The 26,923-nt window shown below is 43.7% G+C and carries 24 protein-coding genes and 1 riboswitch; of the genes, 16 read left to right on the top strand and 8 right to left on the bottom strand.

The features are described 5' to 3' along the window. The 10 genes from AA84_RS18305 (at position 1) to AA84_RS0105785 (ending at position 14,136) form a co-directional block, all read left to right on the top strand. On the top strand, positions 1–3,297 hold the full coding sequence (locus AA84_RS18305) for a phage tail tape measure protein (protein WP_051577824.1): 3,297 nt from the start codon (positions 1–3) through the stop codon (positions 3,295–3,297). Beyond that, positions 3,294–4,010 (top strand): hypothetical protein, encoded by a 717-nt coding sequence (locus AA84_RS17170; RefSeq protein WP_051577823.1) that lies wholly within the window; start codon positions 3,294–3,296, stop codon positions 4,008–4,010. The genes AA84_RS18305 and AA84_RS17170 overlap by 4 nt, the downstream gene beginning before the upstream one ends. Beyond that, the gene (locus AA84_RS0105820) at positions 4,007–9,712 is read left to right on the top strand and encodes a phage tail spike protein (protein ID WP_028976438.1); all 5,706 of its coding nucleotides are present in this window, start codon (positions 4,007–4,009) and stop codon (positions 9,710–9,712) included. Before AA84_RS17170 ends, AA84_RS0105820 begins: the two co-directional genes overlap by 4 nt. Further along, the gene (locus AA84_RS0105815) at positions 9,712–10,152 is read left to right on the top strand and encodes a DUF1617 family protein (RefSeq protein WP_081791730.1); all 441 of its coding nucleotides are present in this window, start codon (positions 9,712–9,714) and stop codon (positions 10,150–10,152) included. Before AA84_RS0105820 ends, AA84_RS0105815 begins: the two co-directional genes overlap by 1 nt. 38 nt (positions 10,153–10,190) lie before the next feature. Next, positions 10,191–10,415, top strand: coding sequence for a hypothetical protein (locus tag AA84_RS0105810; protein WP_028976436.1), 225 nt, complete (start codon positions 10,191–10,193; stop codon positions 10,413–10,415). 15 nt (positions 10,416–10,430) lie between these two features. Then, positions 10,431–10,850 (top strand): phage holin family protein, encoded by a 420-nt coding sequence (locus AA84_RS0105805; protein ID WP_028976435.1) that lies wholly within the window; start codon positions 10,431–10,433, stop codon positions 10,848–10,850. Next, complete coding sequence (locus tag AA84_RS18300; protein WP_028976434.1) at positions 10,847–12,196, top strand: GH25 family lysozyme; 1,350 nt, start codon at positions 10,847–10,849, stop codon at positions 12,194–12,196. The genes AA84_RS0105805 and AA84_RS18300 overlap by 4 nt, the downstream gene beginning before the upstream one ends. Before the next feature lie 13 nt (positions 12,197–12,209). Beyond that, positions 12,210–12,599, top strand: coding sequence for a hypothetical protein (locus tag AA84_RS17155; RefSeq protein ID WP_152540348.1), 390 nt, complete (start codon positions 12,210–12,212; stop codon positions 12,597–12,599). 209 nt (positions 12,600–12,808) lie between these two features. Beyond that, complete coding sequence (locus AA84_RS0105790) at positions 12,809–13,510, top strand: DUF3800 domain-containing protein (protein WP_028976433.1); 702 nt, start codon at positions 12,809–12,811, stop codon at positions 13,508–13,510. A 2-nt stretch (positions 13,511–13,512) separates the two neighbouring features. After that, on the top strand, positions 13,513–14,136 hold the full coding sequence (locus AA84_RS0105785) for a hypothetical protein (protein ID WP_028976432.1): 624 nt from the start codon (positions 13,513–13,515) through the stop codon (positions 14,134–14,136). Between the two features lie 513 nt (positions 14,137–14,649). On the opposite strand, the gene AA84_RS18575 is transcribed toward AA84_RS0105785, so the two are convergent. The 5 genes from AA84_RS18575 to AA84_RS18925 all read right to left on the bottom strand — a co-directional run bounded on the left by AA84_RS18575 (position 14,650) and on the right by AA84_RS18925 (position 17,199). Further along, positions 14,650–15,060: a YkyB family protein gene (locus tag AA84_RS18575; RefSeq protein WP_081791729.1), complete on the bottom strand. Its 411-nt coding sequence runs from the start codon at positions 15,058–15,060 to the stop codon at positions 14,650–14,652. A 207-nt stretch (positions 15,061–15,267) separates the two neighbouring features. After that, positions 15,268–15,504, bottom strand: coding sequence for a hypothetical protein (locus tag AA84_RS0105775; RefSeq protein ID WP_028976430.1), 237 nt, complete (start codon positions 15,502–15,504; stop codon positions 15,268–15,270). Further along, positions 15,492–16,460, bottom strand: coding sequence for a ParM/StbA family protein (locus AA84_RS0105770; RefSeq protein ID WP_028976429.1), 969 nt, complete (start codon positions 16,458–16,460; stop codon positions 15,492–15,494). Before AA84_RS0105770 ends, AA84_RS0105775 begins: the two co-directional genes overlap by 13 nt. A 40-nt stretch (positions 16,461–16,500) precedes the next feature. Next, complete coding sequence (locus tag AA84_RS0105765; protein WP_028976428.1) at positions 16,501–16,833, bottom strand: hypothetical protein; 333 nt, start codon at positions 16,831–16,833, stop codon at positions 16,501–16,503. Between the two features lie 195 nt (positions 16,834–17,028). After that, positions 17,029–17,199 carry a hypothetical protein gene (locus AA84_RS18925; protein WP_160168698.1) on the bottom strand — a complete coding sequence of 57 codons (171 nt, stop codon included), beginning with the start codon at positions 17,197–17,199 and terminating at the stop codon, positions 17,029–17,031. A 195-nt stretch (positions 17,200–17,394) separates the two neighbouring features. On the opposite strand from AA84_RS18925, the gene AA84_RS17150 reads away from it, so the two are divergent. Both AA84_RS17150 and comGB read left to right on the top strand, forming a co-directional pair. Then, a complete protein-coding gene (locus AA84_RS17150; protein WP_328286230.1) occupies positions 17,395–17,847 on the top strand; it encodes an ATPase, T2SS/T4P/T4SS family in 453 nt (150 codons plus the stop codon). Beyond that, the gene (comGB, locus tag AA84_RS0105750; RefSeq protein WP_028976427.1) at positions 17,822–18,847 is read left to right on the top strand and encodes a competence type IV pilus assembly protein ComGB; all 1,026 of its coding nucleotides are present in this window, start codon (positions 17,822–17,824) and stop codon (positions 18,845–18,847) included. Before AA84_RS17150 ends, comGB begins: the two co-directional genes overlap by 26 nt. Here comGB and AA84_RS0105745 read toward each other — a convergent pair. Together AA84_RS0105745 and AA84_RS0105740 are read right to left on the bottom strand one after the other, a co-directional pair. Next, positions 18,834–19,640, bottom strand: a complete 807-nt coding sequence (locus tag AA84_RS0105745; protein WP_028976426.1) for a YqhG family protein — start codon at positions 19,638–19,640, stop codon at positions 18,834–18,836. The two genes, comGB and AA84_RS0105745, sit on opposite strands and share 14 nt — an antisense overlap. Further along, positions 19,618–21,294, bottom strand: a complete 1,677-nt coding sequence (locus AA84_RS0105740; protein ID WP_028976425.1) for a DEAD/DEAH box helicase — start codon at positions 21,292–21,294, stop codon at positions 19,618–19,620. The genes AA84_RS0105745 and AA84_RS0105740 overlap by 23 nt, the downstream gene beginning before the upstream one ends. A 132-nt stretch (positions 21,295–21,426) precedes the next feature. Continuing rightward, positions 21,427–21,516: riboswitch (glycine riboswitch) on the top strand. 374 nt (positions 21,517–21,890) lie between these two features. On the opposite strand from AA84_RS0105740, the gene gcvT reads away from it, so the two are divergent. Genes gcvT through gcvPB form a run of 3 tightly spaced genes read left to right on the top strand, consistent with a single transcriptional unit; the run spans position 21,891 to position 25,812 of the window. Continuing rightward, the gene (gene gcvT, locus AA84_RS0105735; protein ID WP_028976424.1) at positions 21,891–22,988 is read left to right on the top strand and encodes a glycine cleavage system aminomethyltransferase GcvT; all 1,098 of its coding nucleotides are present in this window, start codon (positions 21,891–21,893) and stop codon (positions 22,986–22,988) included. Positions 22,989–23,000: 12 nt separating this feature from the next. Beyond that, the gene (gene gcvPA, locus AA84_RS0105730) at positions 23,001–24,356 is read left to right on the top strand and encodes an aminomethyl-transferring glycine dehydrogenase subunit GcvPA (protein WP_028976423.1); all 1,356 of its coding nucleotides are present in this window, start codon (positions 23,001–23,003) and stop codon (positions 24,354–24,356) included. Further along, complete coding sequence (gene gcvPB / locus AA84_RS0105725; protein ID WP_028976422.1) at positions 24,349–25,812, top strand: aminomethyl-transferring glycine dehydrogenase subunit GcvPB; 1,464 nt, start codon at positions 24,349–24,351, stop codon at positions 25,810–25,812. The genes gcvPA and gcvPB overlap by 8 nt, the downstream gene beginning before the upstream one ends. Positions 25,813–25,933: 121 nt before the next feature. On the opposite strand, the gene AA84_RS0105720 is transcribed toward gcvPB, so the two are convergent. After that, complete coding sequence (locus AA84_RS0105720; protein WP_010027739.1) at positions 25,934–26,311, bottom strand: rhodanese-like domain-containing protein; 378 nt, start codon at positions 26,309–26,311, stop codon at positions 25,934–25,936. Between the two features lie 182 nt (positions 26,312–26,493). On the opposite strand from AA84_RS0105720, the gene mntR reads away from it, so the two are divergent. Further along, positions 26,494–26,922 (top strand): transcriptional regulator MntR, encoded by a 429-nt coding sequence (gene mntR / locus AA84_RS0105715; protein ID WP_028976421.1) that lies wholly within the window; start codon positions 26,494–26,496, stop codon positions 26,920–26,922. The last annotated feature ends 1 nt before the right edge of the window (position 26,923 follow it).

The raw sequence follows: 26,923 nt of genomic DNA, 5'->3' as shown, positions 1-26,923 counted from the left end.
ATGGCATTAGTTAGTGAACTCCAAGCGAGGTTTACTGCCTCGGCGGCTCAGATGCAAACCACAATTCATGCGCTAAGAAAAGAAGTTGAGGATTTAGGTGCGACAACTGAAAAAACAAATAGTCGCGCTGGCAACTCAACTGGTAAGCAAGTGAGCGCGTGGGAACGGCTGAGTTCTAAGTTAACCGATGTCCAAAAGCGTTATGGTGCCGTCCAGGACGCGGGCGGAAAGATGGCAAAGGTGTTTGGGATTGCGACTGCCGCCATTGGTAGTGGACTGGTTTACGCTACTAAAACTGCTATGGATTTCGACGCGAAGATGTCGAAAGTAGGCGCCATGGCCGGATCTAATCGACAAGAGTTTGGCAAGTTGCGCGAATCGGCGATAAAACTGGGTGCGTCAACCTCTCTATCAGCTTCTCAAGCTGCCGAAGCCATGAGCGAGATGGCAAAGAATGGTTTTAATGCCAACCAAATCATTGCGGCAATGCCTGGTGTTATTTCTGCGGCTGAAGCTAGTGGGGAAGATCTTGCTCTTGTTTCGGACACGGTTTCCACGGCAATTAATGCATTCGGATTATCAGCAAAAGATGCCTCACATATTGCGGATGTTCTGACGATGGCTGCAAACGACAGTGCTGCAGGCATTCAGGATATGACCTACACCTTTAAGTATGCAGCAGCGCCAGCGCACGCCCTCGGATATAGTATGGAAGAATTGTCTGCCGCTACCATGGTCATGGCTAACTCTGGTATTCGTGGAGAACAGGCAGGAACATCTCTGCGTGCTGCGCTCTTGCGTATGGTTGATCCGCCGAAGGATGCATCGAAAGAATTGAAAAAACTCGGTGTAACAATAACAGATAGCCATGGTAAGATGCGTCCATTTGCTACAATCATGGGCGATCTTAGCAAGAAAACAGACGGCATGAGCAAGGCACAAAAAACGGCTGCTTTGTCTACGATCTTCGGAACCGAAGCAGTTTCGGGCATGTTACCCGTAGTTGAAGCCGGATCGAAAAAATTAAACGCTATGACGAAAGAGCTCAAGGATTCCGATGGGGCATCCGCTAAGGCTGCCAAGCAGATGAAAAATAATCTCAAAGGATCTGTCGATCAACTACAAGGAGCTGTTGAATCTGCCGCAATTACTGTTGGTGAAAACCTTACCCCAACCATTCAGGACATGACTAAAAAGGTTCAAGCTGCAGTTGAGTGGTACAACAACCTGTCGCCTGAAATGCAACAATTTATTGTTAAAGCGGCGGCAACAACTACTGCAGTGCTTGCCGTCGGTACCGGTCTCGGAGCCATGACGTGGGCGATTGGGGGGCTAGTTAAAAATACTGCCGGGGCAATACAAGCGGGTAGTAAATTCATTAATTACCTCCGAGATCTCAATAAGGCAGCCGGAGTTGCAGGAGCAGCCGGAGGATTGGCACAGACCGCTTCAAAAGCAGGTGGGCTCGCCGGTGCTCTTCCACTGCTTACCAATCCGATTGGGTTGACAATTACAGCTCTCGCCGCGCTCGGCATCGGTGCCGGCGTCGTATGGCATCAAATGAACAAGATAGAAAGCACTTCTACAGCTGCGGCTGATGCTATTGGAGAGCAACGTGCGGAACTAGATCCAATTATTAAAAAGTATGATGACCTGCAGGCACAATCTAAGCTGACCTCAGACGAATTCGGAAAATTTATCGATATTCAAGCGCGATTGAAGAAAGAGACGAGCGAGAAAGAGATTGCCAAACTCAAAGATGAAGCTGATCAGCTTCAAAAAAAGTCTGGGTTGTCCAACAAGCAACTATCCGAAATGCTTGATTTGAACGGTAAATTAATTGAGAAGGTACCAGGTGCTACAGACAAAATAACTGACCAAGGCAATCGAATTGCAGAGAGTACGGACAAGGCAAAGAAATACAACGCTGCTTTACTTGAACAACAGTTGCGAGAATTAGAGATTGCTCGTAACAATGCTTTAGGGAATGAAGAAAAATATAAAAAAAGGATAAAAGATTTACAAGATCAACTCAATGTAGGGTTGGGGACGGAAAGAGGGCTTCAAAAGTTAAATGAAGAAGCGATTGCAAACGGTTGGAAAGCAACTATAAAGAAATACGAAGCGCAACGCGATAATGTTCACGCTTCGGAATCTGAACGAGCAGTTGCAACCTATAATCTAAGTTTATTGAGAAACCACGGTGAGTTGCTAAATACTAACTTGGGTAAACAGCAGAAAATAAATGACAAAACACAAGAAAAGTTGGACAAAGATAAGCAGCAGCTTAACCGTGCGGATCAGTTGAATGCGAAGATCGCAAGCGTTTTGCTTAAATCTGTTGGAATTAATGACCAAGGACGTAAGGGAATATCAATTCTTGCGGGGCAAGTTGAAAAGGAAAAAAATAAACTTTCTGAGATCAATAAGGCATACGCTTCTGGGAAGTTGAACACTGCCGAGTACAATAAACAGAAGTCGGCAACTCAAGGGGTAATTGACAAACTTATCGGTGTTGGAAATAAGATTAAAGGTGCCACTAACGGTGCTTACGATCTTAACAAAGAATTGCGGAAAGACATTAAGAAGGATATCAATACCAAGACACATAAGGACAATAATTATTATGACCTTGATGACACAATTAAGAAGCTTGTAAACACGAAAACGAACAAAGACGGGAATTATCACGACTTACCTAAAGGTGTCCGAAAGAACGTTAACGCCAAAACTAATAAGGACGCTAATTATTTTGACCTTGGCAAAACGATTTCAAAAATCATCAACGTCAAGACATGGTTTTCAAAACATGCTGCTGGCGTTAAAGATCTTCCGCGCGATGAAGTTGCCCTTGTTGGCGAGGCCGGACGCGAGTTTGTTAATGATAAGAGGATTGGCACCTATCTGGTCGATAAACCGTCCATTGTGCCTCTTTCCGCTGGATCATCTGTACTTAAGAACAGTGAAACTGAACGGCTAGGAAAGTTGTTAGGTTTACCGGGATTTGCGACCGGTGTGGGCAATGGTTTTAGTGGTGTGAAAGAAATTATGAATCACTTACAAGACCGAATCAGCAATTTAAGTCTCCCATCAATTAATCCTATTCGGCAGCTTACGTTACCATCAGAATTTTCAACGCCAACGATTGTCAATCGATCAAGTTCTAAGTCGGACAATTCTCGGGTAGTCAATGTAAACCTCAATATTAAAAATTACAATGATGAGACTGGGAAAGGGCCGAAACAATTATCACGGGAACTTGGCCTTTATATCAAGGAAGAGGTGGGATTCAAATGACCTCTTATTTTGAGTTTAAAGGTGAAAAATCTATTGATTACGGACTGACGATTAAAAATGAATTCACTTCAGCGGCGCCAGAACGAGATGTTGAATTTGTTCATGTTCCTGGTAAAAGTGGTGATTTGATTATCGATCACAACAGCTATAAGAATTACGATCAACCCTATGATTGCAACGTTGAGACTACCAGCAATGAGTCACTTGATGAATTGGGAAGCAGGATAAAGGGATGGCTGCAATCATCTTCAAAATATGGGAAGTTGGTTAACAGTTGGAATCCTGACTATTTCCGTTGGGCAAGCTGCGTTAATGCTTTAGACATTGCGCAAGTCATTCACCAATTTGGCAGCTTTCGTCCGATCTTTAATTGCAAGCCATTCCGATATAGCCTAATTGGTGACCAAATCCAAACGATTACGGCGCCCAAAACAATTACCAATCCCGAAAAGTGGACATCTTTGCCGTATATGAAAATTTTCGGATCAGGGGACATTACGCTACACATAAATGATCAGGAAATTATCCTAACTGGAATTAGTGATTACATCGAGATCGATTCAGAACTTCAAAGTGCTTTTAAAGGAACAACTACACAGAACACTCATTACCGGTCAGCCTTCTGGCCGATTTTAAATGCTGGTGGAAATCAGTTCAGTTGGACTGGCTCTGTGGATCATATCGAACTGAAACCGAGGTGGAATAAGCTATGACCCCAATTCTATATGACAAAAATGAAACTCAATTTAATCATATGGGTATTGGTGCTCTGGCTGATATCATCTCGCCGCACGTAGTCGAGGAGCGAAACGGAAAAATCATTCTTGAATTCGCTTATCCGGCTGATGGGCCGTTATTTGATTCGATTGAAAAAGAATGCATCGTAAAGGCAAAAATGAACGATGATGCTAACATGGAGCCGCAGTTGTTCCGGATCCACTATGTTGGGAAAGCAATCAATAAACGAGTCTTATACAAAGCGCAGCATATTCGTTATGATCTGAACTACAATCCCATCAGTAAAGTTACTGTGACCAACGGAACGGCTCAGCAAGCCTTAAACGCTATTCTGTCAAACTGTCTTTTTCCACATCGTTTTGAATCCGTGAGCGATGATACAACGGTCTCCAGTACGACACTCGATCATTGTTCTGCAGGTGCTGCTCTGGCCGGAATTGAAGGAAGTGTGCTTGATCGCTGGCGCGGTGAATTTACCTTTGACAATTATCTGATTCGGTTTGTGCAAAACAGAGGCACTGATACCGGAATTATTGTCGGGTATGGGAAAAACCTGATTGATTTTAACCAGGAAGATGTCATTGATGAAACATACACGAGCATCTATCCCTATGCGACGATCCAAGTTGACGACGGAAGCGGTGGAACGACTGACCAGGTCATTGAATTACCCGAAAAAAAGGTAGAGAGTCAATATGTAGAAAATTTTGCTTATGGACGTTGTCTGCCTGTTGATCTTACCGGTGACGATGTGACGGATGAAGCATCGCTTCGAACAAAAGTGCAGCAATATATCGTCAATAATGAGATAGGTAAACCAAAAGTTAATCTAACAATCAATTTCATTGATCTTTGGAAAACAGAAGATTATAAAGATATTGCGCCATTGGAACATGTGAATTTATGCGATATTGTCACGGTAAGATTCTTGCAATATGGAGTAGATGTAAAGGCGAAGGTCATTGCAACTGATTATGATGTGCTCGATGAAAAATATATCAGCATCGATCTTGGTGATCCAATCAGCTACGGACTATCACAGAGTATCAACACCATACAATCCAACATCGCTGACGTATCCGCAACCGCGAACCAAGCGGCGAAGGTATCCGGCTATGCACTCACACAGGCGAACGGTAAGAACAAGACCTATTTTTCCGCGGTTGAGCCGACTGGAAACCTAATCAGCGGCGATATGTGGTTTGAAATTGTTAACGGACAATTTACAAAGATGCATCGATACAACGGCATCAGTTGGGATTTAATCAAGTCAGCCGATGCCAACGATGCCCTGAACAAAGCCATCGACGCACTTACCGCAGCAAATGGCAAAAACACTGTCTACCACCAAGCGGCGCAGCCCATAGCGGCGAATAATCAAGACATATGGTTCCGTGACAACGCTGATGGCACTGTAACGATTTTTGTCTATCAAGATGGTCAGTGGACGAATCCGATTCAAGACGGCGTCAAAGCCGCACAGGATCAAGCAGATGCTGCAGTAGCCACAGCAGATGCAGCGAGCACACAGGCTATTAGTGCAGCAAGCGATGCATCGAATGCCGTCAACACAGCAAATGGTGCAAATAGTGCGGCTATTGCGGCTCAACAGACGGCAGGAGATGCGGCTAGTCAGGCATCGACAGCGTGGGACAACGCACAGGCGGCAATGGCAGATGCCCTCAATGCAATCAACACGGCTAACGATGCATCAGACACTGCACAGTCGGCACAAACGGACGCAAACACAGCGATTAATCAGGCGACAAGTGCTGCACAGGATGCGCAGGATGCACTGGACGGCGTAAGCAGTCTAAGTGGACAGGTAGATACCATGCAGTCCGACATCGCAGGTAAAGCCGATGCGACATGGGTTAATGGACAGCTTGTCACTAAAGCTGATAAGTCAACCACGTACACCAAAACGGAGACAGATAACGCCCTGTCTGGCAAGGTCAGCACAACTACTTACAATACGGATCAGAGTGGTGTCGTCCAGCGTTTTGAAAATAATGAGTCTGCGATTGATCAAAATGCAGAGGACATCCAGACAAAGGTGTCAAGCACAACTTACAACGCCGATAAGGATACCCTGACTCAAAACATCGCTTCTGTCGATCAAAAAGCAGACGGAATTAGAACAGACGTTAATAGCCTTACTCAAACCATATCTGATCAAGGCGATACTATTACCAGTCAGGGCACCAGCATCAATCAGTTATCTGACAGCATCACGCTTAAAGCTGATAAGACAACGGTGGATATGCTGTCTGGTCGTGTAAACTCGAACACGGCGCAACTTGACGTACAGGCGAACCAGATTGCCGGTAAGGTGTCACAGACTGATTATAACGCCGATAAGGATACGCTCAACCAATCCATATCCGCAGTGGACATCAAAGCAGACGGCATCCGCACAGACGTGACCAGCCTGTCGCAGACGGTAGGTAATCAAGGCACGACGATCAGCAGTCAGGGGTCGCAGATTAACCAGTTGTCCGATGAGATAAGCACTAAGGTTAGCCAGATGGAGTTTGATAATCTTCAGGTTGGTGGAAGAAACCTAGCACTTGGTACAAAAGACATAACTTCTCCTGTTGTGATGAAAAATGCGCATCTTACAAGTGACACCTATCAAGGTCTTAAAATCGCAGAAGGCATTGGTGATTGGAGTGGTATTGCCTATCCAGCCAGCGATTTAGTTAGTCGTGGAGTTATCCAAATCGGTAAAGAGTACACTATATCTGTATGGGCGAAAATTACAAGTAGTGCTACTAAACCTATTCAATTTTGGTGTGATAGTATTGCTTACGATCAACGTGGTTTTGTAGCAAATATTAATGGTGAATGGACTAGGTTTTCTAAGACTTTTACTGTTAGGGATCTAGATACGGTTGGAACCATTAGGCTAGAAGCATATGGAGGAATAAATAGCACTGATAAAGTTCGGATGTGTGGATTAAAAATTGAAGAAGGCAACAAAGCAACTTCATGGTCTCCAGCACCCGAAGACAAAGCAGATCAATCCGCACTCGACGGCTTGTCCGGCACAGTAACGACACAAGGCACAGCTATCAACCAACTGTCCGACAGCATAACGCTTAAAGCTGATAAGACAACAGTTGATACCCTGTCTGGAAAAGTCGATCAGCAGGGCACGCAGATTAGCGCTAATACTAGCGCTATCGCCCTCAAAGCAAGCCAGTCAAGTGTGGACACACTCACCGGTCGAGTCTCCACCGCAGAAGCAACTATGACCACGCAGGCGAATCAGATCGCCGCACGAATCACGGAGCAAGATGCGGATAGCCGGTATGCCACACAGACGGCGTTGACAGCTACGAGCAATAGTTTGACGAGTAATATTAGTGCGGTGCAGACAAATTTGGACAATTTACAGATTGGTGGAAGGAATCAATTTTTAAATTCCGCTGAACTGTATCTTACGCCACAAGGATCAAGTTATTCTCAATCATGGATTCAACTTTCAAGTGTTTTTGTTGAGGAAACTGTTGCTTTAGAATATACGATGCAGTTCAATGTGCAGAGAAATCAGATAGACGCTATACCATTTAATTCCATTGTTATTGGACGACGAACTGATGGAGTAGGTGATGCTTGGGGTGTCCGTATCGGAGAAGACTCTTCTGAATGGGAGAAAACAGATTTAGGAAATGGCTTATGGAAATACAAAATAGTATTTACTTATGATAGACCACTTTGGGCAACTACTAATAATGGTCAGTTTGGATTTATTGCCGAGGGTCCGGCACAGGGTGGTGTATTTAAAAATATGTCTCTGAGACAAGGTAACAAAGTTTCTGATGATTGGTCACCCGCACCAGAAGATATGGCAACTGCTGTCCAGTTTACGTCTCTATCCCAAACCCTGTCAGGCTTTCAAACGACCGTCCACCAGGACTATGCGACAAAGTCACTCGTCACGCAGACGGCAACGACTCTGCAATCGAGTATTGATAGCAAAGTAGGAACAGACACCTATAACAGCAAGATCAGTCAGTTGTCCAACGACATCAATCTGCGCGTCAGCAAAAACGATGTAGTCAATCAGATCAATGTCAGCACAGAATCAATCTTAATTGCCGGCAACAAGGTGCATATCACCGGACAGACGACGATAGACAATGCGGTGATCACGCACGCCATGATCGCCAGCGTCGACCTGGGCAAAGCGACAGTCGGAGAGTTAAACGGCAATTATATCAAAGCAAAGTCTGTTACGTTTGACAAAATGGACGTTGCCAATTTAGCAGCCATTTCTGCGAATTTAGGAAGTGTGACGGCTGGATCAATTACCGGTGTAACGCTAAACATGGGCAACGGTAATTTCTTGGTTGATCCTTCAGGAAACTTAACGACGCAAAATACAACGATGCGATCAAAATTTGTTAATGGCGATCAAGTTGTACTCGGGTTAGTTGGTAACGAAAGCCCGTTCCGAATTAACGCATCAACTGGAGAATATATCACCCTGAATTCTTCCTCATTCCAAATTTGGGACGAAACTGGTCAAAATGCGATCACGATTGCGGACAATGAAAATCTTCGAGGAATTGACATCAAAGCTGATGGAAATGGGTATTACACCAGTTTAACTGCAGGAAGGCTCTATACAAGTGGATCCGTACGCGCTGATGAATATGTACAAGTTGGTGCATTTGCGGCTCACTTATTGGCAAATACGTCGTCACTGCAAATCTTCGATGTGAACAGTTACGCTGGAATCGTAATCGCTGACAATGCCGACATGCGAGGCATAAATATACAAAGAGATTCCAGTTTCTCCACGGTAAGAGAATCATATATTGAGACCTCCGGTGATGTCATCGCCCATTCGAATATGCTTATTGGATCAGAAACGGCCGATCGTACGATTATCAATGCTTCATCATTCCAATTATGGGACGGTGATTCAGGCGAGAACGGCGTTCTGCTTGCTGACAACGCAACGATCAGAGGTCTCTACGTCAAACGCGGTGATGCTTACTCGCTGCTTAAAGAGAATCGCATCGAAACTTCAGGGCAAATGGTTGCGGGTGACAGTATCTATGGTGGTTATGCCATTGCATCTTCAGGTGGGTATGGATCAGGTCTCTACTTAGGCCACGGTACAAGTGATCCCATCATCGCGAGATTAACAGCTGGTTATGATCAAGCAGGGCTTGGTGGGAAGAACAATATTGCAATTGAAACCTGGTATGGGTTCAGTATTCAAAATCTTTATAACGGCGGAATTGTGGGTCAATATGGTACTGCTTTTTCGGTAGATGCACGCCAAGGGACCATGTGGGTGGCTGGTGATGCATGGGCAAACCATTGGAATACGAATTCACTTGCTGAACTTAAACAGGATATTGAAGAATTGCAAGAAGGCCAAGCACTTGCAGCGGTTAACGCCGTGGATATTCGGGCGTATCGGTACAAGAAGGAAGCAGAAAAGGGGATAACAAAACTCAGCTACGGTCCCATTATTGGGGATGGATACAGTACGCCAGAACAAATGTTGAGTACTGACGGTCGAGGAACAGACGACCACAGTGCTCTTTATCTTGCAATTAAATCCATCCAAGAATTAACAGCTATACATCAACAAGACATTTTAAAAATCGCAGAACTAGAATCTCGAATCTCACTACTCGAAGGAGCTGCAGCATAATGGAAATCAAAATCGAAAATCAGAAACTTGCACCGGCTATTAATCTTTTATACTCACTATCACTTAAAGGTCAGCAGTCACGGCATAGGACGCATTTTATCAAGCTCCTGCAAGCGAAGCTGGAAATTTTCCTTGAAGACGAAAAGGACATGAGAAAGGAGGAATGTGAACTAGATGAGAATGGTGAGCCAAAGACACATATGGTAAATGGACAAGAATTGCTCGATGTGAAGGATATAGAACATTTTCAGAAGGCACGAAAGGAATTGTACGAAGAAGAACGCGTCATTGATGGCGGCGATAATCAGGTAATGCTGCAGACAGTGAAGAAAGTGCTGTTTGATTGTGAGAGAGAATTCAGTGGGCAGGAAGCTGATATATACGATTATCTATGTAATGCATTTGAGAAAGCTGAGCAGAAGAAAGAGAGCACCAAATAAGGTGCTTTTTTAATACAAAATTTTAGGAGGAATCACTCATGAACTATCAATTTACAGGAATTAATGCACAATACGACGCGCAACGTAATATCACGGGTTTCTTGCTGCAGTTTAACGGTCGCAATGACAGCACAGGCGAATATCTCAACGGCAGCGTGAAGATCACGATGGAACAGTTTACGGCTGCAGGTGGCAACGTGGAGCAGATTAATGCGCTGATCGCTCCGGCTGTACAGTCATTGGCAGGGGCGACACAAAACTAACAGGGCGGTGAGGACGTGCAACACAATACAGATACATTATGGACAGCATTACTCGGCGGCGCCTATTCGGCAGCCGCTTTTTTGTTGGGCGGATTAGATAATCTCATCATTGCTTTTGGCGTTATGATGGGCACTGACTACATCAGCGGGGTCATGGCAGCGTACTACATGCGCACGGTCTCGTCCTACGTGGCATATCGCGGCCTAATGAAAAAGTCCGGAATGATTATGGCCGTGGTCGTGGCGCACATGCTTGACATGGCGTCCGGATCCGGAACGTTTATGCGCAATGCAATGCTCATGTTTCTTATTGGCACGGAAGGAATCAGTTTTACGGAGAACCTGGGGCATATGGGCGTACCTTTGCCCCAGAAGATTTCCGAGGCGTTTACGCAGCTTCGGGGAGAAAATAAGAAGGGAGAGAAGAAACAGTGAAGAAAATCAGATATGTGATCACGCTGGTGCTGACCGTAGCACTGGCGTTTTCTTTTTGCCAGCCAATCCAAGCGGAGACAGGAAGAATTGATTTTATCGATGTGAGCCACCATCAGTCGGAATCAGGGTTGCCTTTATCGGTGTATCAAACAGCAAAAGCAGGCGGAATTGATGGAGTGGCTATCAAAGTCTCGGAGGGAACCACCGTCCGTGACAAAGCAGCTGCAGTTAATATCGCTAATGCTCGCGCGGCTGGACTGCGTGTATCAGCTTACCATTTCGGAAGGCTAACAAGTATCAGCGAAGCACAGGCAGAGGCGCGTTGGTTTGACAAAAATCTTCAGGCGGATGGATTCGACAAGAATAAGGATGGATATGTTGTGTTGGACCTCGAAGCAACAAACCTGTCAAAGAGCAAATCAACTTTGACCAGCTATGCCAATTCATTTATCGCAGAGCTGCACAGGCTTGGATACGATCGGACGGACATCTATACCGGAAAATCGTATTACGAGGACCGATTAGACGCGAGTAAATTGAACAACTCGCAACCGTGGCTCGCACGATACGCATCCGATGGCAAGACAGTCCTAGACCCCGGCAACAACCGCGGTGCACACCAATGGAGCAGCTCACGGCGTCCGTTTGCTGGTTATGGACCAATTGATGTCAACATTGACTATGCCGGTAAGTATACGGGCGCTGTGTCTAGCAAAGTCGGCAAGATTGGTCCGGTCAGTCTCGTAAACTATCTTTCGTCAAAAAAAATCGACAAAAGCTTTACTAATCGTGCAAAACTTGCGGTTACTTATGGCATTGTGACCAAGACAAGCGACTATCACGGTACCGCTGCACAAAATATTGCACTGCTGGCAAATATCAAAGCTGGGAAAAAGGTCAGCAAGAAGGCTCAAGATGCAGTTAAAAAACCTGCCGCAAAGTCGTCCGTGAAGACAACTATTCTCAAGCTCGGTAGCCGTGGATCAGCTGTAAAGACGATGCAACAGAAACTGGCATCCGTTCATTTCTATCCGCAGAAATCGGCAAAAAACCACGGTGTCGATGGCGTTTACGGTCCACGGACCAAGAATGCGGTTCAGAGGTTCCAGCTGGTTCACGGACTTAATGCGGATGGCATCTACGGACCGAAAACAGCATCCGCTCTTTCTACGGCCGTGACTAAGAAACCGGCAGCCAAAAAGGCTTCAAGCCGATCATATACGGTTCGGCACGGAGATACGCTTTGGGAAATCGCGAAGGCGAAGAAAACAACTGTGAAGGCTCTCAAAAGCAAGAACAAGCTGCACTCGGATGTCATTTATCCTGGTCAGAAAATCAAATATTGAAAGGGTGGTTATTGTGCAGGATTTAGGCGTACAAGCATTAACTGCAGTTTTATCCATACTGGTGGCAGGGGTTGGCGTTTTAATCTCAGCGTTTGTACCAAAGATTAAAGATGCAGTTGACGAACACCTCGGCACAGCGCAGGCAAACATCGCAAACAAAGTTATTGATGGACTGGGTTCCATTGCTCAAACGGTCGTTGCTGACTTTAATCAGCGAGTTGTTGCGGATGCCAAGGCTAAAGGAATTTTCACAGCAGAACTCGCTGCGAGTGTCAAAGAGGATGCGGTTAAAGCCGTGATTGCACAGGCACCAGAATTGATTGAACTTGGTAAATCAGCCATTGGTGACGTTGAAGCGCTGATTCCACAGCTGATTGAACAGGCTGTGCTTAAGGCGAAATAACATAAATTTTTACCGCCCGGGTGACCGGGTGTACATAACAAAAATGTTTAACTGTTAATTATAACATAAGTTATTGATTTGAAATCGAAAATATCAATTAGGCTCCTTATAAATTAGAAAAGGTATAGGTGTTGTTAAGGAAATATTATATTTGTTATAATGCATTTATCCACATTATCCACACAATCCACAGGTTGACGGAGGAAAATATGAATTATATATATTGTGATGAGAGTTGTCATCTGCCTAATGACAGTAGCGAAGTCATGGTGCTAGGGGCGATTTCTTGTCCTCACGATAAAAAGAAAGAAATATTCAATAAAATAAGGTCAATAAAGTCTAGGCATAACGTTGGTAAGTCAGAAATAAAGTGGACAAAAATATCGGCGCCAAAGTTTGATTTATATAAAGAATTATTGGACTATTTTTTTGAAGAAAAGGATCTACGATTTAGGGCGATAGTTGCTACAAACAAATCGGAGTTAGATCATGACCAATTTAACGATGGAGACCCTAACCTTTGGTACTATAAAATGTATTACTTTCTACTAAGTAGATTTTGTTTGCCAAATGAGGAATATAGAATATTTATAGACGTAAAAGATACTAACGGCGGCCCAAGAGTGAGAAAGTTACGTGAAGTCCTTTGCAACAATAAATTTGATTTTAAACGAGAAACAATAAAAGACATTTCTCAAGTTGATTCTCGGAGTTCGGACTTACTACAGATTACCGATTTACTAATCGGTGCACTGGGATACTATCATAGAGGGCTTTATCAAAAAAGTAAAACCACTAAAACAGAATTCGTAAATAGTTTAATTGATTTTATTGGTGGAAAAATAAACGGGACTTATCCTGATGAATATAAATTCAATGTATTTATTTGGCATCCACGGAGAGGTAATTAAATATGGAAAACTCGTTGCCACAACCCATTGATATAGTTGATAGCAATAATGATAGATTATTTGAACGAGCCTATGATATCTTTATTTCTGAAATGCTTGACAGAAGTAATCGGCCAACTTTATTTGGTAAATTTATATTTATTGATGAACGTTTAACGGTTAAGAATAAAGAAGCTTCTTTTTGGCACGTAGCTAGCATAGGCTCAGATGATACAAAATACGATATGTTTCCTTGTGAAAATCATATTGCGGAGAAGTATTGTGTATTTCAATGTCAATATAATGATGAGCAAAATTATTTAAAGTCGGAAAATAGTATTCCTTGCATTTTTAGAGCTCATAAAGTTAATTGGATCAGGATAATTATTGAATTAGCAAATAATAATAGGCGTAATGTGCATTTAAGAATTTGGAAAAGATGGGTGAAAACTCGAAGAGGAAGAGAAAAAAGACTATTTATAAGATACGTTGATAGGCCAACTGATTATGTATTAATATTTAGCATAGTTTATAATCATGACAAAACAGATATAGCAATGTATAAATTTATTACAGCTTATCCAGTAGTTCTAAAAAGTTTTAAATTTGAATTCAATAAGGACTATGAACAATATGGACATAAATAAAGTGGGACCCGATCGGGGTCCCAGTTTCTCCTTCTACGACTTGGTAGATGAGCTCTACGATTAAACTAACACTAAAGAAAATCGCTGTCAACCATGGTCAACTTCTTTAATGCACTTTTAAATTACGAAAATAAAGCTATTTTTATGCATCATTACAGCGTATTTTTTGAAGAAAATTCCCTTTCATCTAAATTAATAATTTTTTGTTAATAATTAATATATCCAAGAATAATTCATTTTATACGTATTAAAATTAGTTATAATTTTTCAACCGATAAATATTTCGAACAAAACATATTCTCCTTTACCAATATTTTACGAACGTTTATTCTTATTATATATTGTTTTGCGAATAAATGTTCGGTATAATTATGGAAAAAGGAGAGTTAAAAGTATGCGACCGGGTGATGTTGTTGTGATTGTTTATCAAGATAGAACAGGTAAATTCACTAAGCGAAGAATCCGCATTATTTCCGTGTCCGAACAGCATATCCGGGCGTATTGTTTTTCACGTCACCAAGTCCGGAAATTCTTGGTGGAGCGCATTTTTGCGATACAAAGGGTACGTTCGGCGTGATCTTTGCCGATATAGTTGGATATAATTATTTTTGCTTTGGATAATGAAAGTCTCACTTTAGGGTTGCGATGATCTGGGGTACCTATAATTGGCTTGAGATGATGTAGCTCGTGTCTTGAGGGGATTTTATGAAAATAATAGTTGTTACAACGAATTAAAACACAATGAGGCGGACGAGAACGCGGCTTTGAAGAATAACGATGTAACCCAATTACTTGCGCGGAACCTTCACGGATTAGCTTATTGAGCGCTACTCTTTTTAAAGTGTATAGCTGCTGCGGCTGAGTGGCAGTTTTAGCGTGACAGTTGACAACGTAAATGGCTTCTGCAATTTTTTGTGGATTCATTTGATCACCTCGATTATTAGATAGGAAGAAACACGTGGAAATAGTGGGGGAAAACAAAGAAAATATAACTAAATATTCAAATAAATTTTAACCGATATTTGGGTAATTAGCAAATATAGATTTTAGTGAAAATAAAGCTTACAATGGTCAATCATTATCGATTTGACACACTGTAAGCGATTATAAACTGGTGATTTTGCTGTTTCATTAAAAATTACCTAAAAGATCATCAAGACCTCCGATCACTGCCTCATCCGGCTTTTCTTTCTTTTCCAGTTTTGGGACAGGCTTGGTTTCGAGTTTCGGTCGTTCTGGCTGCTCAAATAAATATGCTCTTAGCGCCGCACGGATCAAATCGCTTCGATCATCGGTTAATTCCTCAAACGCTGTACGCAAATCATCATCTTTCTGTTTTCTTAACCGGACACGAATCACTTCGACCATAACCGCGCCCCAATTTTGCCATACCCTCGGACATTACCAAACTGCGAGCCTTTGAGCAAAACCAAGTTTGGAAGATTGATAAATTCCTTGATTGTCGGCGCACAGCCACCGGTTAAAAGATACATATCATAGTAGCTTGATAAGCTGTCAATCTCCAATAATATTTGCTGTGCGAGCGCCTGAAACGCTTGTTTAACGAGCGGGCGAATGTCATAACCGGCATATTCTCCAGACAGCACGTAGCGATCCATTTCAAAACGTTCCGGAGCGTGGCCGATCATATCAACGAGATAGCCATGTAGGAGGTTATAGGCGGTATCTACGCCTAATCCGTGCGGTGACCGGCTATTTTTGCCGATCTCCATGCCGTCCAGTTCGAGCAGATCAAGCGTGTGATAGCCGACATCAATCACGAGTATGGATTTCTTTGCTTCATCCATTTTAGCAACATTGCCACGCTCATCTAAGAGATAGTCCATAGCGCTGCCAAACGGCTGCGGAACTATTTTGTAATTGGCAATCAGGGGATTAGCGCGGACCGGTTGACGGCGGCCGAAAAATTCCACTTGGTAGGATCCGGCTGTGTTAATTCCATCAATCAGCTGTGCCATCGATGCTTTTTGTTTCAAATAATAGTCCACAGGTAGGCCAGTAATTAAGTTCACTGGCCCGGTTGGGGACAAGCTAGCAAGTGCCGTTTTGAGAATGACAGCTGTTGTCCATGTCTCCGCTTTATTTTCTCCGGTGCTGTTATATCGAATCTTACTTTGCCGCAGTGCGAGGCCGCCAACGAATAGTGACTGCTCATCGTCGTGGTAGATCATGTCTCCGTCGCGCTGCTGTTCTTCCATTAGCTGCCGTGCGTCTCCGACCACGGAAGGTTCAAAAAATTGTTTTCCACTGCTGATTCCTTTTGTCCATCCATACCCTAAATCTATATAAGACAAGCTATTCATGCTGATTCCTCCGATTTTGTGGTACGTTGGACCACAGTTTTTATAAATCCGTATAAGAAATTACTATTGCGTCAATTGGATTTGGCTCTTTTAAATAATTGGCAACAAGCCGATGCACGACTTGACGATAGGGCAGGAGCCACTGCACAGCCAATGTTTGCACCATCTTAAAATAATCATCTTCCAGTTTGACATGTATAAGCACACCGTTGGTTGGGTAAGCTATTTTCGAGTACATGCGATATCGAACGAGTTCTTCTCGGACAAGCTTTGAGCAAAATTGCGTAAGCGATAGATTAGCATCGTAAGCCATCAGCATCAATTTTCGTTTGTCGTCAATGGTTACAGCAAACTTGATATCGTGTTTTTTCAAAATAAAAAACCGCTCCTCTCTCTACCCTGTTCGTGCGTACGCGCGCGCGAAACAAAAGCTAAAGTCAGGGTTTTTGGGTCAGCGGGCCGATAGGTTTATTGGTCAGATGGTCTCTGATCGGTTATAATACTTACGTTGGCCCTTGCGCTGACGGCTAGGCAATCCGGAATCTCTGCCAGGGGATCGGGTTGCCTTTTACATTTTCTTCAATGACATTTTCTTTTCCACTTCATAATTTCCGTTAATGTACTCAACCATAAATAATTGCAGAACTTCATTCATTCCCAAGCCATTCGATTCGCACTTGCTTTTAAAAGCAGAGTAAATTCCTTCATCAAACGTGGTATTTAATCCTCGCTTCGCCATCACATCACCTCCATGCCATATAGATATGATGCAGTTAGCGGAATATGCAAACGCCATGACCACATTTTGACCACACTTTTTAAAAATCATAAAAAATACACGTAAATGATTAATGCATTAAAATTAATAGATAGGGGAAATCGAAGGGGATACAAATGGGAACAAATATTCTCAAATGGATAGCACAGTCCGGATATTCTGATGATTGGTGAAATTCGTGATGAAGAGACAGCAAGAATTGCGATTCGTGCAGCATTAAGCGGTCATCTTGTTCTGTCGACCGTCCATGCATCAAATGCCGTGACAACGCTGCAGCGAATGGCCGAATTGGGGATTGCTCGGTTTGACTTGAAAGAAACATTGGTTGCAGTAATTGCAGAACGGCTTGTCACCATTCAATGCCCGAACTGCGGGCAAGTATGCAATCCTGAATGTCCCCATCGACATCACCCAAAACGAACCGGGTTATTCGAAATTTTAGCAGGAATGCCGCTGCATGATTATTTATCCGGAAGGCAGTCGCGCACGGCTTCGCTATCTTACAAGACAATTGAAGATTATTTAGAAGAAGGAATCGAGTCCGGCTGGATTGCGAGAGATGCGGCGAGGAGGGGTGCCGAGGATGTTCTTTCAGAAAAATTTGACTAGGAAGCAGCAGGCACAATTGCTAATCAATCTTGGCGAATCGTTGAATTATGGATACTCACTCAATGCGTCACTGCGCGCACCGATTGGGCATCGCTATGAACGCGCGTTTCGGACGCATTTGCAGCATCAATTGCGATCCGGAAAAAGGTTGCATGAGTTGCTTCGCGCGCACCGATTTCCGGAGGAGGTAGCAAGCGCCATCTATTTTGCGGAGCGAAGCGGTCAGTTATCTAAGGCACTATTGGAGAATGGAAAGGCGATGCAGCGCAAAGAAAAGTATGTGCAGTCGCTGCGACGAGTCATGCGTTATCCGCTTTTTCTCGTGTGGATGTTTGGATTAGTATTGTATGTCATTGGAAAATTTCTTCTCCCGAACTTTATTCAGCTCTATCGGTCCATGTCCTTGGAGCTTCCGGCAATCACAAAAACGATGTTATCCTTGGCCAATCATTTAACGGAACTTCTTGTGTTCGGTGCGTTATTCCTTCTTCTACTCGTCATCAGCTACGTTTTGAGCCGCCGGATTGACCTCTTGGTGCGGTTACAGTTTGCTGCTCGTCTTCCCGTTCTGTCACCATTCATTCAGTTGTATTACACCCATCAGCTTTCTTTTCAGCTCAGCAGTCTTCTACGGTCAGGGTTAAGCATGAAAGAAGCCATTCATATACTGTCTGAAAATAGAACTTCAATTTTTTTGAAAAGAGAGGCCAATCGCTTGAAAGAGGCATTGACTCAAGGGCATACATTAAGCAGTATCCTTGCCGATGTTTCTTACTATTTGCCTGAATTACCGATGATGATCGAACAGGCAGCCTTTCAGGAAACACTTGGCGACGCACTGCATCGCTACAGCATACGGTTGATGGATCGGATGGAGCAGCGTTCTAAATGGCTGCTGTCCCTGTGTCAGCCGACACTTTTAGTCGTCATTGGCGGATTAATTCTCCTTCTGTTTCTTTCTATACTGCTGCCGGTGTTTCAGATGATTAACGGTCTTTAATTAAGTCTGGCAGGAAGGCGGCTGATTGAAGAAAAAAAAGCCCGGCATTGATCAATGTGACTTCTATTTGCGGTTGATATTGTTCTTTTAGTGCTTGCTTCTCCTGAACATAACGCTCTGGTTTTTCTTCCTGATGTTCATAAAAAGCGTCAAGCAGCTGCAAATCCTTGCCCCATCGCGTGGCAGCGTGATCGGCCCAATCGAAGTTTTCTTTTTGCAGCTCGGACTCGATAAAATGTTCGATACGTGTGAGCCCGCTTTTTATGGTGATCAGCGGACGAAGCGTATAACAATAGTCCGGAAGCTTTTGACTTAGATGTAAGGTGTTAAGTACCGACTGAAAGCCTTCAATCATTGTTCCATTTATTAATTGCAGCCCCATAGAACAGATACGGTCCTTCTTTAAGTCACATTGATAGCTCACTTTCATATTTATGCAGAGCCATGGCTCCAGCGCGGGAGACAATTTATTTGCAATGACTTGATACATGCGAATATAACGCCCCATTTTTTCGGATGCATCGAGTATCTGATGTAATCGCGGCGAACCGGAGTGAATAAACTCTCCTTCTTGAATACGATCGCTGAACCGAAAATTGAGTACAGCGGTCTCCGGCTCTGCACCGATCTGCTCAATATAGTGCCAATAAAAAGGGCGGTTCATCAATCGTTTGTCCATCGCTTTTGTCAGTTTGACCTTTAATTGATCGTGATCGTCTGCAACAGGGAGCAGTTCACATTCAGCGCTTGAAAAAAAACGCACAAGAAAGTCATGAATTTCCGTCTGCTGCATGAGAATCACCTTCAGATAAATGATTTTGTTCAAAGTTGATGACACTGCTTAAATTGTCCAGCTTCACTTTAATTTCTCCCTCAGATTCGGATTCTTCAAAAATATGAGCCACTTGTTTGTCGACATCTTTAAGATCAATATGTGTAAGAATTCGATCCAAATCGCCGATGACCTGTTCGAACAGATGTATTTTATTGTAAAGCAGGTTCAATATGTGGCTTTCCACGGTCCCGCGCGTGGCTAGATTATATATATGAACATCTTTTTCCTGCCCCAATCGATGAATACGGCCAATTCGCTGTTCAATCCGCATCGGATTCCAAGGCAAATCATAGTTAATCAAGTGGCAGGCAAATTGAAGGTTGATTCCTTCACCGCCTGCTTCCGTTGCAACCAATACTTGTACTTTGTTTTGAAAAAGCATCCTCATCCAATCTTTTTTGCTACGCTTAAACCCGCCATTAAACGGCACCGATGAAATTCCGTTTTTTTTCAGAAACCATTGCAGGAAAAGCTGTGTAGCTCGATATTCGGTAAAGATAATAACTTTGTCATTAATTTGTTGGATGAGCTCCAATGTTTTCTTCGCTTTGGCATTTTGCTTAATCGCATTCATTTTTTCAAAAATATGATGCCAAAGCCGCTCATTCATTGGATGTGCCGTTTCTTTGTAGATTTTGTTTAAGGTTGTAAAGGCGGCTTCTCTGCTGCTGCACGCCTCGCGTTGCAGAGTGAGCAGTGAGAAGGGCTGAATCATCCCTCTTTCCTTTAATTCGAAAAGGCTGTCGTAGAAGTCTTTTTCCGCCATTGAAAAAGGAATATCATACGCTTTAACAATTCGCTTCGGCCAGCGAAGGCCGGTATCTTCGCGGCGGTTACGTACCATCACCTGATTTACCAGTGCTTTAAGTTTTTCTTCATTTCTCACGGCATGGCTTCCGGATTTATAGTTCTTGGCGAAACTCTCAGCATCACCTAAATAGCCAGGCTTGAGAAGCGAAACAAGATAGAAGATCTCGCTGAGCCGATTCTGTATCGGGGTCGCTGTGAGTAAAAGACAGAATTTTTTCTTGAGCGATTGAACGAATTGATAGTTTTTTGTTTTGTGATTTTTTAACTTATGTGCTTCGTCTATAATGATTAAATCATAATCTTGGTCAAGTACGATATCGCGATGCGGTTCGCGTTTTGCGGTATCAATTGAAGAAACGACGACGTCGCACTGACTCCAAACGTAAGTCTTCCGCTGGGGTACAGCAGGAATATAAAACTTGGAATTCAGTTCTGAAACCCATTGAAGCACTAAGGATGCAGGAACAAGAATCAGCACTTTTTTCACCAGTCCGCGGATCATATATTCCTTGATAATAAGCCCTGCTTCAATGGTCTTTCCCAAACCGACTTCATCAGCGAGAATCGCTTTTCCATGCATCTCCTCAATAACGATTCGGGCGGTTTCAACCTGATGAGGGTGAGGCTTCAAAAGCGGCAGTCTGCTTGGTGCGATTAATCCGTGAAATGTGGGGACGGTTCTTGCCTGTTCTGCAAGGTAGGCCAGCGAAAATAGTTCCGATTTCGCCCAGGGTCCATCTTCTTCAATGTGTTTAAAAAATGATTCATACCAACTTCTGTCAAAGTGAATGATTGGTTTCATCGCCTGCACCTGTACATGTTAAAAATTTGTGAACAAAGTATTGCGAAGTTCACAGAGAAAATGTTAGGATAACACTGTTAGTATGTACCATAATAACTTGGGTTAAACGATGATTAATTGAATGAATTGCGGATGACGTTATGGGGAGAGACTGCTATGAAGCAGTCGCCGAAGGAGCAAACGTACAGTGAATCTCTCAGGCCAAAGGACTTATAGCGGACGCACCTCTGGAGAGTGCCACGGGGCTACCAAAGGGGATACCGCTTTTACTCAAGTAGAGCGATAAACTTTCAGGTATCAGGGACAGAGGAAGACACAATGTGTCTTCCTCTGTCTTTTTTTTTTTGCAGGTAAAGAAAGTTCAATAATTTTGTCTTGCTGGTACGACAATTAGCGGCATGAAGAGGAACTTTCTGCGAAGTAAAGGAACTTCCGCTAAAGGCGTGCACATCCTGTGAAAGCACGTCCCGTATGCAACGCAGAAGTCACCGCGTCCTGCGACAAGCGAACGGCTAGAGCGTACAGTGCTTTCCATCGTTTATTCAATGATCATAGGCACACTAACAAAATTGAGAATGGGCGGAGGAAAAGTCGAGATGCCGGATTTGAAAATTACGCCGCTTTACAATTATTATAAAAGTCAGAACGCAAAGTTAATTGATTTTGGCGGCTACCTATTGCCAGTCCAAATGACTGGAATCAAAAATGAACACCATGCAGTACGCACAGCAGCAGGGATTTTTGATGTGTCACATATGGGCGAGTTTGGTGTTGAAGGCGAAGGCGCACAACAGTTTCTTCAAGAAATGGTAACAAATGATGTTGCGAAAGCGCATCCGGGCGATGCACTTTATACCGCGATGTGTTATGAAGACGGCGGTACTGTTGATGACTTGTTAATTTACTGTTTCGATACGAACCATTACCAACTGGTTGTTAATGCAGCAAATATTGATAAAGATTTTAATTGGCTCTCCGAACATGCTCCTCAATCGATAAATTTAACCAATCGATCAGAACAAATCGCTCTGCTCGCAGTGCAGGGTCCTCATGCGCTGAACAGCGTACAGAAGATTACAGACTATGATCTGACAAGTATAGAACACTTTAAATTTGCAAAACACGTTTCTTTAAATGGTGTAGACAGTCTTGTTTCACGAACGGGATATACTGGTGAAGACGGGCTTGAACTCTATTGCCCGTGGGACCAAGCGTGCAGCATCTGGAATGCATTGCTTGAAAAAGGAGCATCCGATGGACTTATCCCATGCGGCTTAGGTGCACGCGATACGCTTCGTTTCGAAGCGCGTCTGCCTCTCTATGGTCAAGAACTGAGTTCCACAATTTCGCCTTTGGAAGCTGGAATTGGTTTTGCGGTGAAAACAAATAAGCCGATTGACTTTATTGGCAAGCAGGCGCTTATTACACAAAAAACAGGAGGATTAAAGCGCAAAATTGTTGGTCTGGAGATGATTGATCGAGCAATTCCGCGATCCCATTATAAAGTTTATGCAGGAGACAAAGAGATCGGCGAGGTTACTACCGGAACGCAGGCACCAACAATCGGCAAGAATCTCGGCCTTGCGTTGCTGAACAGTGAGTGGACGAAACTCGGTACAGAAGTTGACGTTGATGTACGCGGCAAACGAAAAAAAGCTAAAATCGTAAAAACCCCTTTTTATAAGAGATCTTGAGGAGGAAATTAAATGTCAGAGTTTCGCTACCTACCGTTAACTGAAAAAGATCGACACGATATGCTTGATGTCATTGGGATTCATTCCGATGAAGCCCTGTTTTCCGATGTTCCTGAAAAAATTCGCTTCAAGGGTGAGTTGAATCTTGAATCCAAATTGTCCGAACCGGAATTAATTCGTTTTTTCTCTGCACTTGCGAAAAAGAATGCAAGTACAACTGAATACGCGTCTTTTCTTGGAGCGGGGGTCTATGACCATTATATTCCTTCTGTTGTAGATAGTGTGATCTCACGTGGAGAATTTTACACGGCTTATACGCCTTATCAAGCGGAAGTTTCCCAAGGAGAGCTTCAGGCAATTTTCGAGTTTCAGACCTTAATTTGTGAGCTGACCGGCATGGAGGCGGCAAACTCATCGATGTATGACGGATCTACAGCCTTAGCTGAAGCTGCACTGCTTTCAAATGGTGTGACGCGAAATAAGAAAGTAATCGTGTCTGAATCCGTTCATCCAGAATATCGAGAGGTGCTCGCTACCTATGCACATGGACGCGGTCTCGATGTTGTCACCGTACCGATGAAAGATGGAGCAACAGATCTTGAAGCCCTTGAAGCTGCAACGGATGACGCTACCTCATGTGTGATCGTGCAGTATCCCAATTTCTTCGGACAAATTGAGCCGCTGAATGAAATTGAACAAATTGTACACCGCGTGAAGCGCGCACATCTGATCGTCTCCAGTAATCCGCTGTCATTAGGGCTTCTGACACCGCCTGGCCGTTTCAATGCCGATATTGTTGTCGGCGACTGTCAGCCGCTCGGCATTTCCGAATCCTTCGGTGGCCCGCACTGCGGCTATTTTGCAGTAGCGAAAAAATTAATCCGCAAAGTGCCTGGTCGGTTGGTCGGGGAGACTGTTGATGAAAAGGGACAGCGTGGGTATGTGCTGACGCTCCAAGCACGTGAACAGCATATTCGACGAGAGAAAGCAACCTCCAACATTTGCTCGAATCAGGCCTTGAATGCGTTGGCTTCTTCTGTAGCGATGACGGCCTTCGGCAAGAAAGGAATTCGTGAACTGGCAAAGCAAAATATTCAAAAGGCTCACTATGCGGCTGAGCAGTTTCAAAAGTATGGGATTAAGATCGTTACAAATCAGGCGTTTTTCAATGAATTTGTGATCGACTGTGGGCGACCTGTCTCAGAAGTTAACCGTGCATTGTTTGCCCAAGGCGTCATTGGTGGATACGACTTAAGTAAATCCTATGAAGGTTACACGAATAAGATGCTTGTTGCAGTTACCGAAATGCGGTCGAAAAACGAGATAGACCAATTTGTTAAAGCGCTTGGAGGGATTTCAGTTGGATAATCAAAATCAGCCGCTCATTTTTGAACGCAGCAAAGAAGGAAGAGTAGCGTTTAGTCTTCCTGAACTTGATGTTCCGGAAAAACCGCTTACCGAATTGGTTGGTGAAGCATATCTGCGTCAAGACGAACCACATTTTCCAGAAGTTTCAGAGCTTGAACTCGTCCGCCATTATACAGCCTTGTCTCGTAGAAATTTTGGGGTTGACAATGGTTTCTATCCGCTTGGTTCTTGTACGATGAAGTATAATCCAAAGGTGAACGAACAGGTTGCGCGGCTTGACGGGTTGACGAAAATCCATCCGTATCAGGATGAACAGACGGTGCAAGGCGCACTTGAGCTGCTGTATCGTCTTCAAGAAAATCTGCAGGAAATAACGGGAATGGATGCCGTTACCTTGCAGCCCGCTGCAGGTGCGCATGGCGAATGGACCGGACTAATGATTATTAGCGCGTATCATGAGTCTCGCGGTGATTTCAAACGTACCAAAGTTATTGTTCCGGATACAGCTCATGGTACGAATCCTGCTTCAGCTGCAGTTGCGGGATTTGAAGCGGTGACTGTTAAGTCGAATGAAAATGGTTTGGTTGATTTGGATGATCTTAGACGCGTCGCTGATGAAACCACAGCAGCACTGATGCTCACGAATCCGAATACTTTAGGGCTGTTCGAGACGCAGATACAAGACATTGCAGAGATCATTCATGAAGCAGGCGGCAAGGTTTATTACGATGGTGCAAACATGAATGCGATTATGGGTGTCACGCGTCCGGGTGATATGGGCTACGACGTTGTTCATCTTAATCTTCATAAAACATTCACTGGCCCGCACGGCGGTGGAGGTCCGGGGTCAGGTCCGGTTGGTGTTAAAGTCGACTTGGCACCGTTTCTTCCGAAGCCGTTGATTATGAAACGTGAGAACGGATTGTTCGGATTAGACTTTGATCGACCGCAGTCAATTGGGCGTGTCAAGGCTTTCTATGGTAATTTTGGAATCAATGTCCGTGCTTACGCCTATATTCGCACGATGGGCGGCAAGGGGCTGTTGCAAGTGTCTAAAGATGCCGTCCTAAATGCGAATTACATGTTAAAACGGTTATCCGGCTACTTTGAAACACCGTTTAAGCGGCTGTGCAAACATGAATTTGTATTGTCCGGAAGTCGGCAGAAGAAGTTAGGTGTCCGTACTTTGGATATGGCGAAACGATTGCTCGATTTCGGCTATTACCCGCCGACTATTTATTTTCCGCTTCTTGTTGATGAGGCACTCATGATCGAACCAACGGAGACGGAATCCAAAGAAACTTTGGATGCATTCATTGATCATCTGATCGAGATTACAAAGGAGGCTGAATCAGCACCGGAAAAGGTCCAAGAAGCGCCGCATCAAACCGTGATCGGCAGATTGGATGAAACACGTGCGGCACGCCACCCGGTACTTCGTTATGTGAAAGAATAACGAAGTGCTGTTTAGCGCGTCACGGCTGTTCAAGATTATTTGTGCAAAGAAAACGAAGACCCAACCCGGATACTGATGCGAGTTGGGTCTTCATTTTGTCAACGGTTTAACGGCCGTTCGATTATCCTTTTTTGACGCGACCGTTCCATTTCTTAAAGCCGCCTTCAAGTTGGTAGAGATTTGAATAATTCATTTTCTTTAGTACAGCAGCAGCACGTGCACTTCGTGTACCATTGCTGTCATACAAATAGATTGGCATATCATGACGCACTTCCGTATGGCGCATCTTCAACTGGGTCAGCGGAATATTACGCGCACCAAGGATATGACCATTTTTGAATTCATTCGGTTCCCGGACATCAATTAACTGAGCTTTACGATAGCCTGCTCGAAAATCAACGTCGGATAATGTGGTAAGATAGCGACGCTGCATAAATCTGGCGATAAAAAAATAACCGAAATATGCGGCGATCATTGCAACTAAAATAATCCAGCCCATGACTCGTCGTCCCCCTAATTCATTTCACATTTTATTATAACGATTTGTCTCAATTTATGAAAGGCATGAAACCAGTCCGAATGACGTTGATTCCGCTTTCCAGATGCCGACAAATTCTTGTTTTTTAAGGAGTGTTATAGTAACATGAGTAAGAAAAGATGAAGTGGTTAGGGGGAGACACGATGTCGCCTACTCCGAGTATGGAAGACTACATTGAGAGAATTTACTGGCTGATTCAAGATAAGGGCTATGCAAGGGTTTCCGATATAGCGGAAGCACTTGATGTTCATTCTTCATCAGTAACAAAAATGGTTCAGAAATTGGGTAAGGATCAATACCTTATCTATGAAAAATATCGCGGCTTTATTTTGACGCCTAAGGGCAAGAAAATGGGGAAGCGGCTAGTGTATCGGCACGAGCTTCTCGAAGATTTTTTAAAGCTGATTGGCGTGCATGAAGAGAATGTTTATAAAGACGTTGAGGGTATTGAACATCACTTAAGCTGGGATTCTATTGACCGAATCGGCGATGTTGTTCAATATTTCGAAGAGGATCCGAAACGTGTCGGACAGCTATTGGAAATAAAAGAACGAGCGGACGAAGAAGAATGAT

The organism is Sporolactobacillus terrae DSM 11697 (assembly GCF_000648615.1).
GTDB classification, from domain to species: domain Bacteria; phylum Bacillota; class Bacilli; order Bacillales; family Sporolactobacillaceae; genus Sporolactobacillus; species Sporolactobacillus terrae.
The sequence above is the reverse complement of the archived record's forward strand: the minus strand, read 5'-3'. Positions and strand labels throughout refer to the sequence as shown.

Bases quoted from the DNA above. Each gene is read 5' to 3' on its own strand.
- AA84_RS18305 (WP_051577824.1), top strand. From the start codon at position 1: ATGGCATTAGTTAGTGAACTCCAAGCGAGGTTTACTGCCTCGGCGGCT.
- AA84_RS17170 (WP_051577823.1), top strand. From the start codon at position 3,294: ATGACCTCTTATTTTGAGTTTAAAGGTGAAAAATCTATTGATTACGGA.
- AA84_RS0105820 (WP_028976438.1), top strand. From the start codon at position 4,007: ATGACCCCAATTCTATATGACAAAAATGAAACTCAATTTAATCATATG.
- AA84_RS0105815 (WP_081791730.1), top strand. From the start codon at position 9,712: ATGGAAATCAAAATCGAAAATCAGAAACTTGCACCGGCTATTAATCTT.
- AA84_RS0105810 (WP_028976436.1), top strand. From the start codon at position 10,191: ATGAACTATCAATTTACAGGAATTAATGCACAATACGACGCGCAACGT.
- AA84_RS0105790 (WP_028976433.1), top strand. From the start codon at position 12,809: ATGAATTATATATATTGTGATGAGAGTTGTCATCTGCCTAATGACAGT.
- AA84_RS0105785 (WP_028976432.1), top strand. From the start codon at position 13,513: ATGGAAAACTCGTTGCCACAACCCATTGATATAGTTGATAGCAATAAT.
- AA84_RS18575 (WP_081791729.1), bottom strand. From the start codon at position 15,060: ATGAATCCACAAAAAATTGCAGAAGCCATTTACGTTGTCAACTGTCAC.
- AA84_RS0105775 (WP_028976430.1), bottom strand. From the start codon at position 15,504: ATGGTCGAAGTGATTCGTGTCCGGTTAAGAAAACAGAAAGATGATGAT.
- AA84_RS0105770 (WP_028976429.1), bottom strand. From the start codon at position 16,460: ATGAATAGCTTGTCTTATATAGATTTAGGGTATGGATGGACAAAAGGA.
- AA84_RS18925 (WP_160168698.1), bottom strand. From the start codon at position 17,199: ATGGCGAAGCGAGGATTAAATACCACGTTTGATGAAGGAATTTACTCT.
- comGB (WP_028976427.1), top strand. From the start codon at position 17,822: ATGTTCTTTCAGAAAAATTTGACTAGGAAGCAGCAGGCACAATTGCTA.
- AA84_RS0105745 (WP_028976426.1), bottom strand. From the start codon at position 19,640: ATGCAGCAGACGGAAATTCATGACTTTCTTGTGCGTTTTTTTTCAAGC.
- AA84_RS0105740 (WP_028976425.1), bottom strand. From the start codon at position 21,294: ATGAAACCAATCATTCACTTTGACAGAAGTTGGTATGAATCATTTTTT.
- gcvT (WP_028976424.1), top strand. From the start codon at position 21,891: ATGCCGGATTTGAAAATTACGCCGCTTTACAATTATTATAAAAGTCAG.
- gcvPA (WP_028976423.1), top strand. From the start codon at position 23,001: ATGTCAGAGTTTCGCTACCTACCGTTAACTGAAAAAGATCGACACGAT.
- AA84_RS0105720 (WP_010027739.1), bottom strand. From the start codon at position 26,311: ATGGGCTGGATTATTTTAGTTGCAATGATCGCCGCATATTTCGGTTAT.
- mntR (WP_028976421.1), top strand. From the start codon at position 26,494: ATGTCGCCTACTCCGAGTATGGAAGACTACATTGAGAGAATTTACTGG.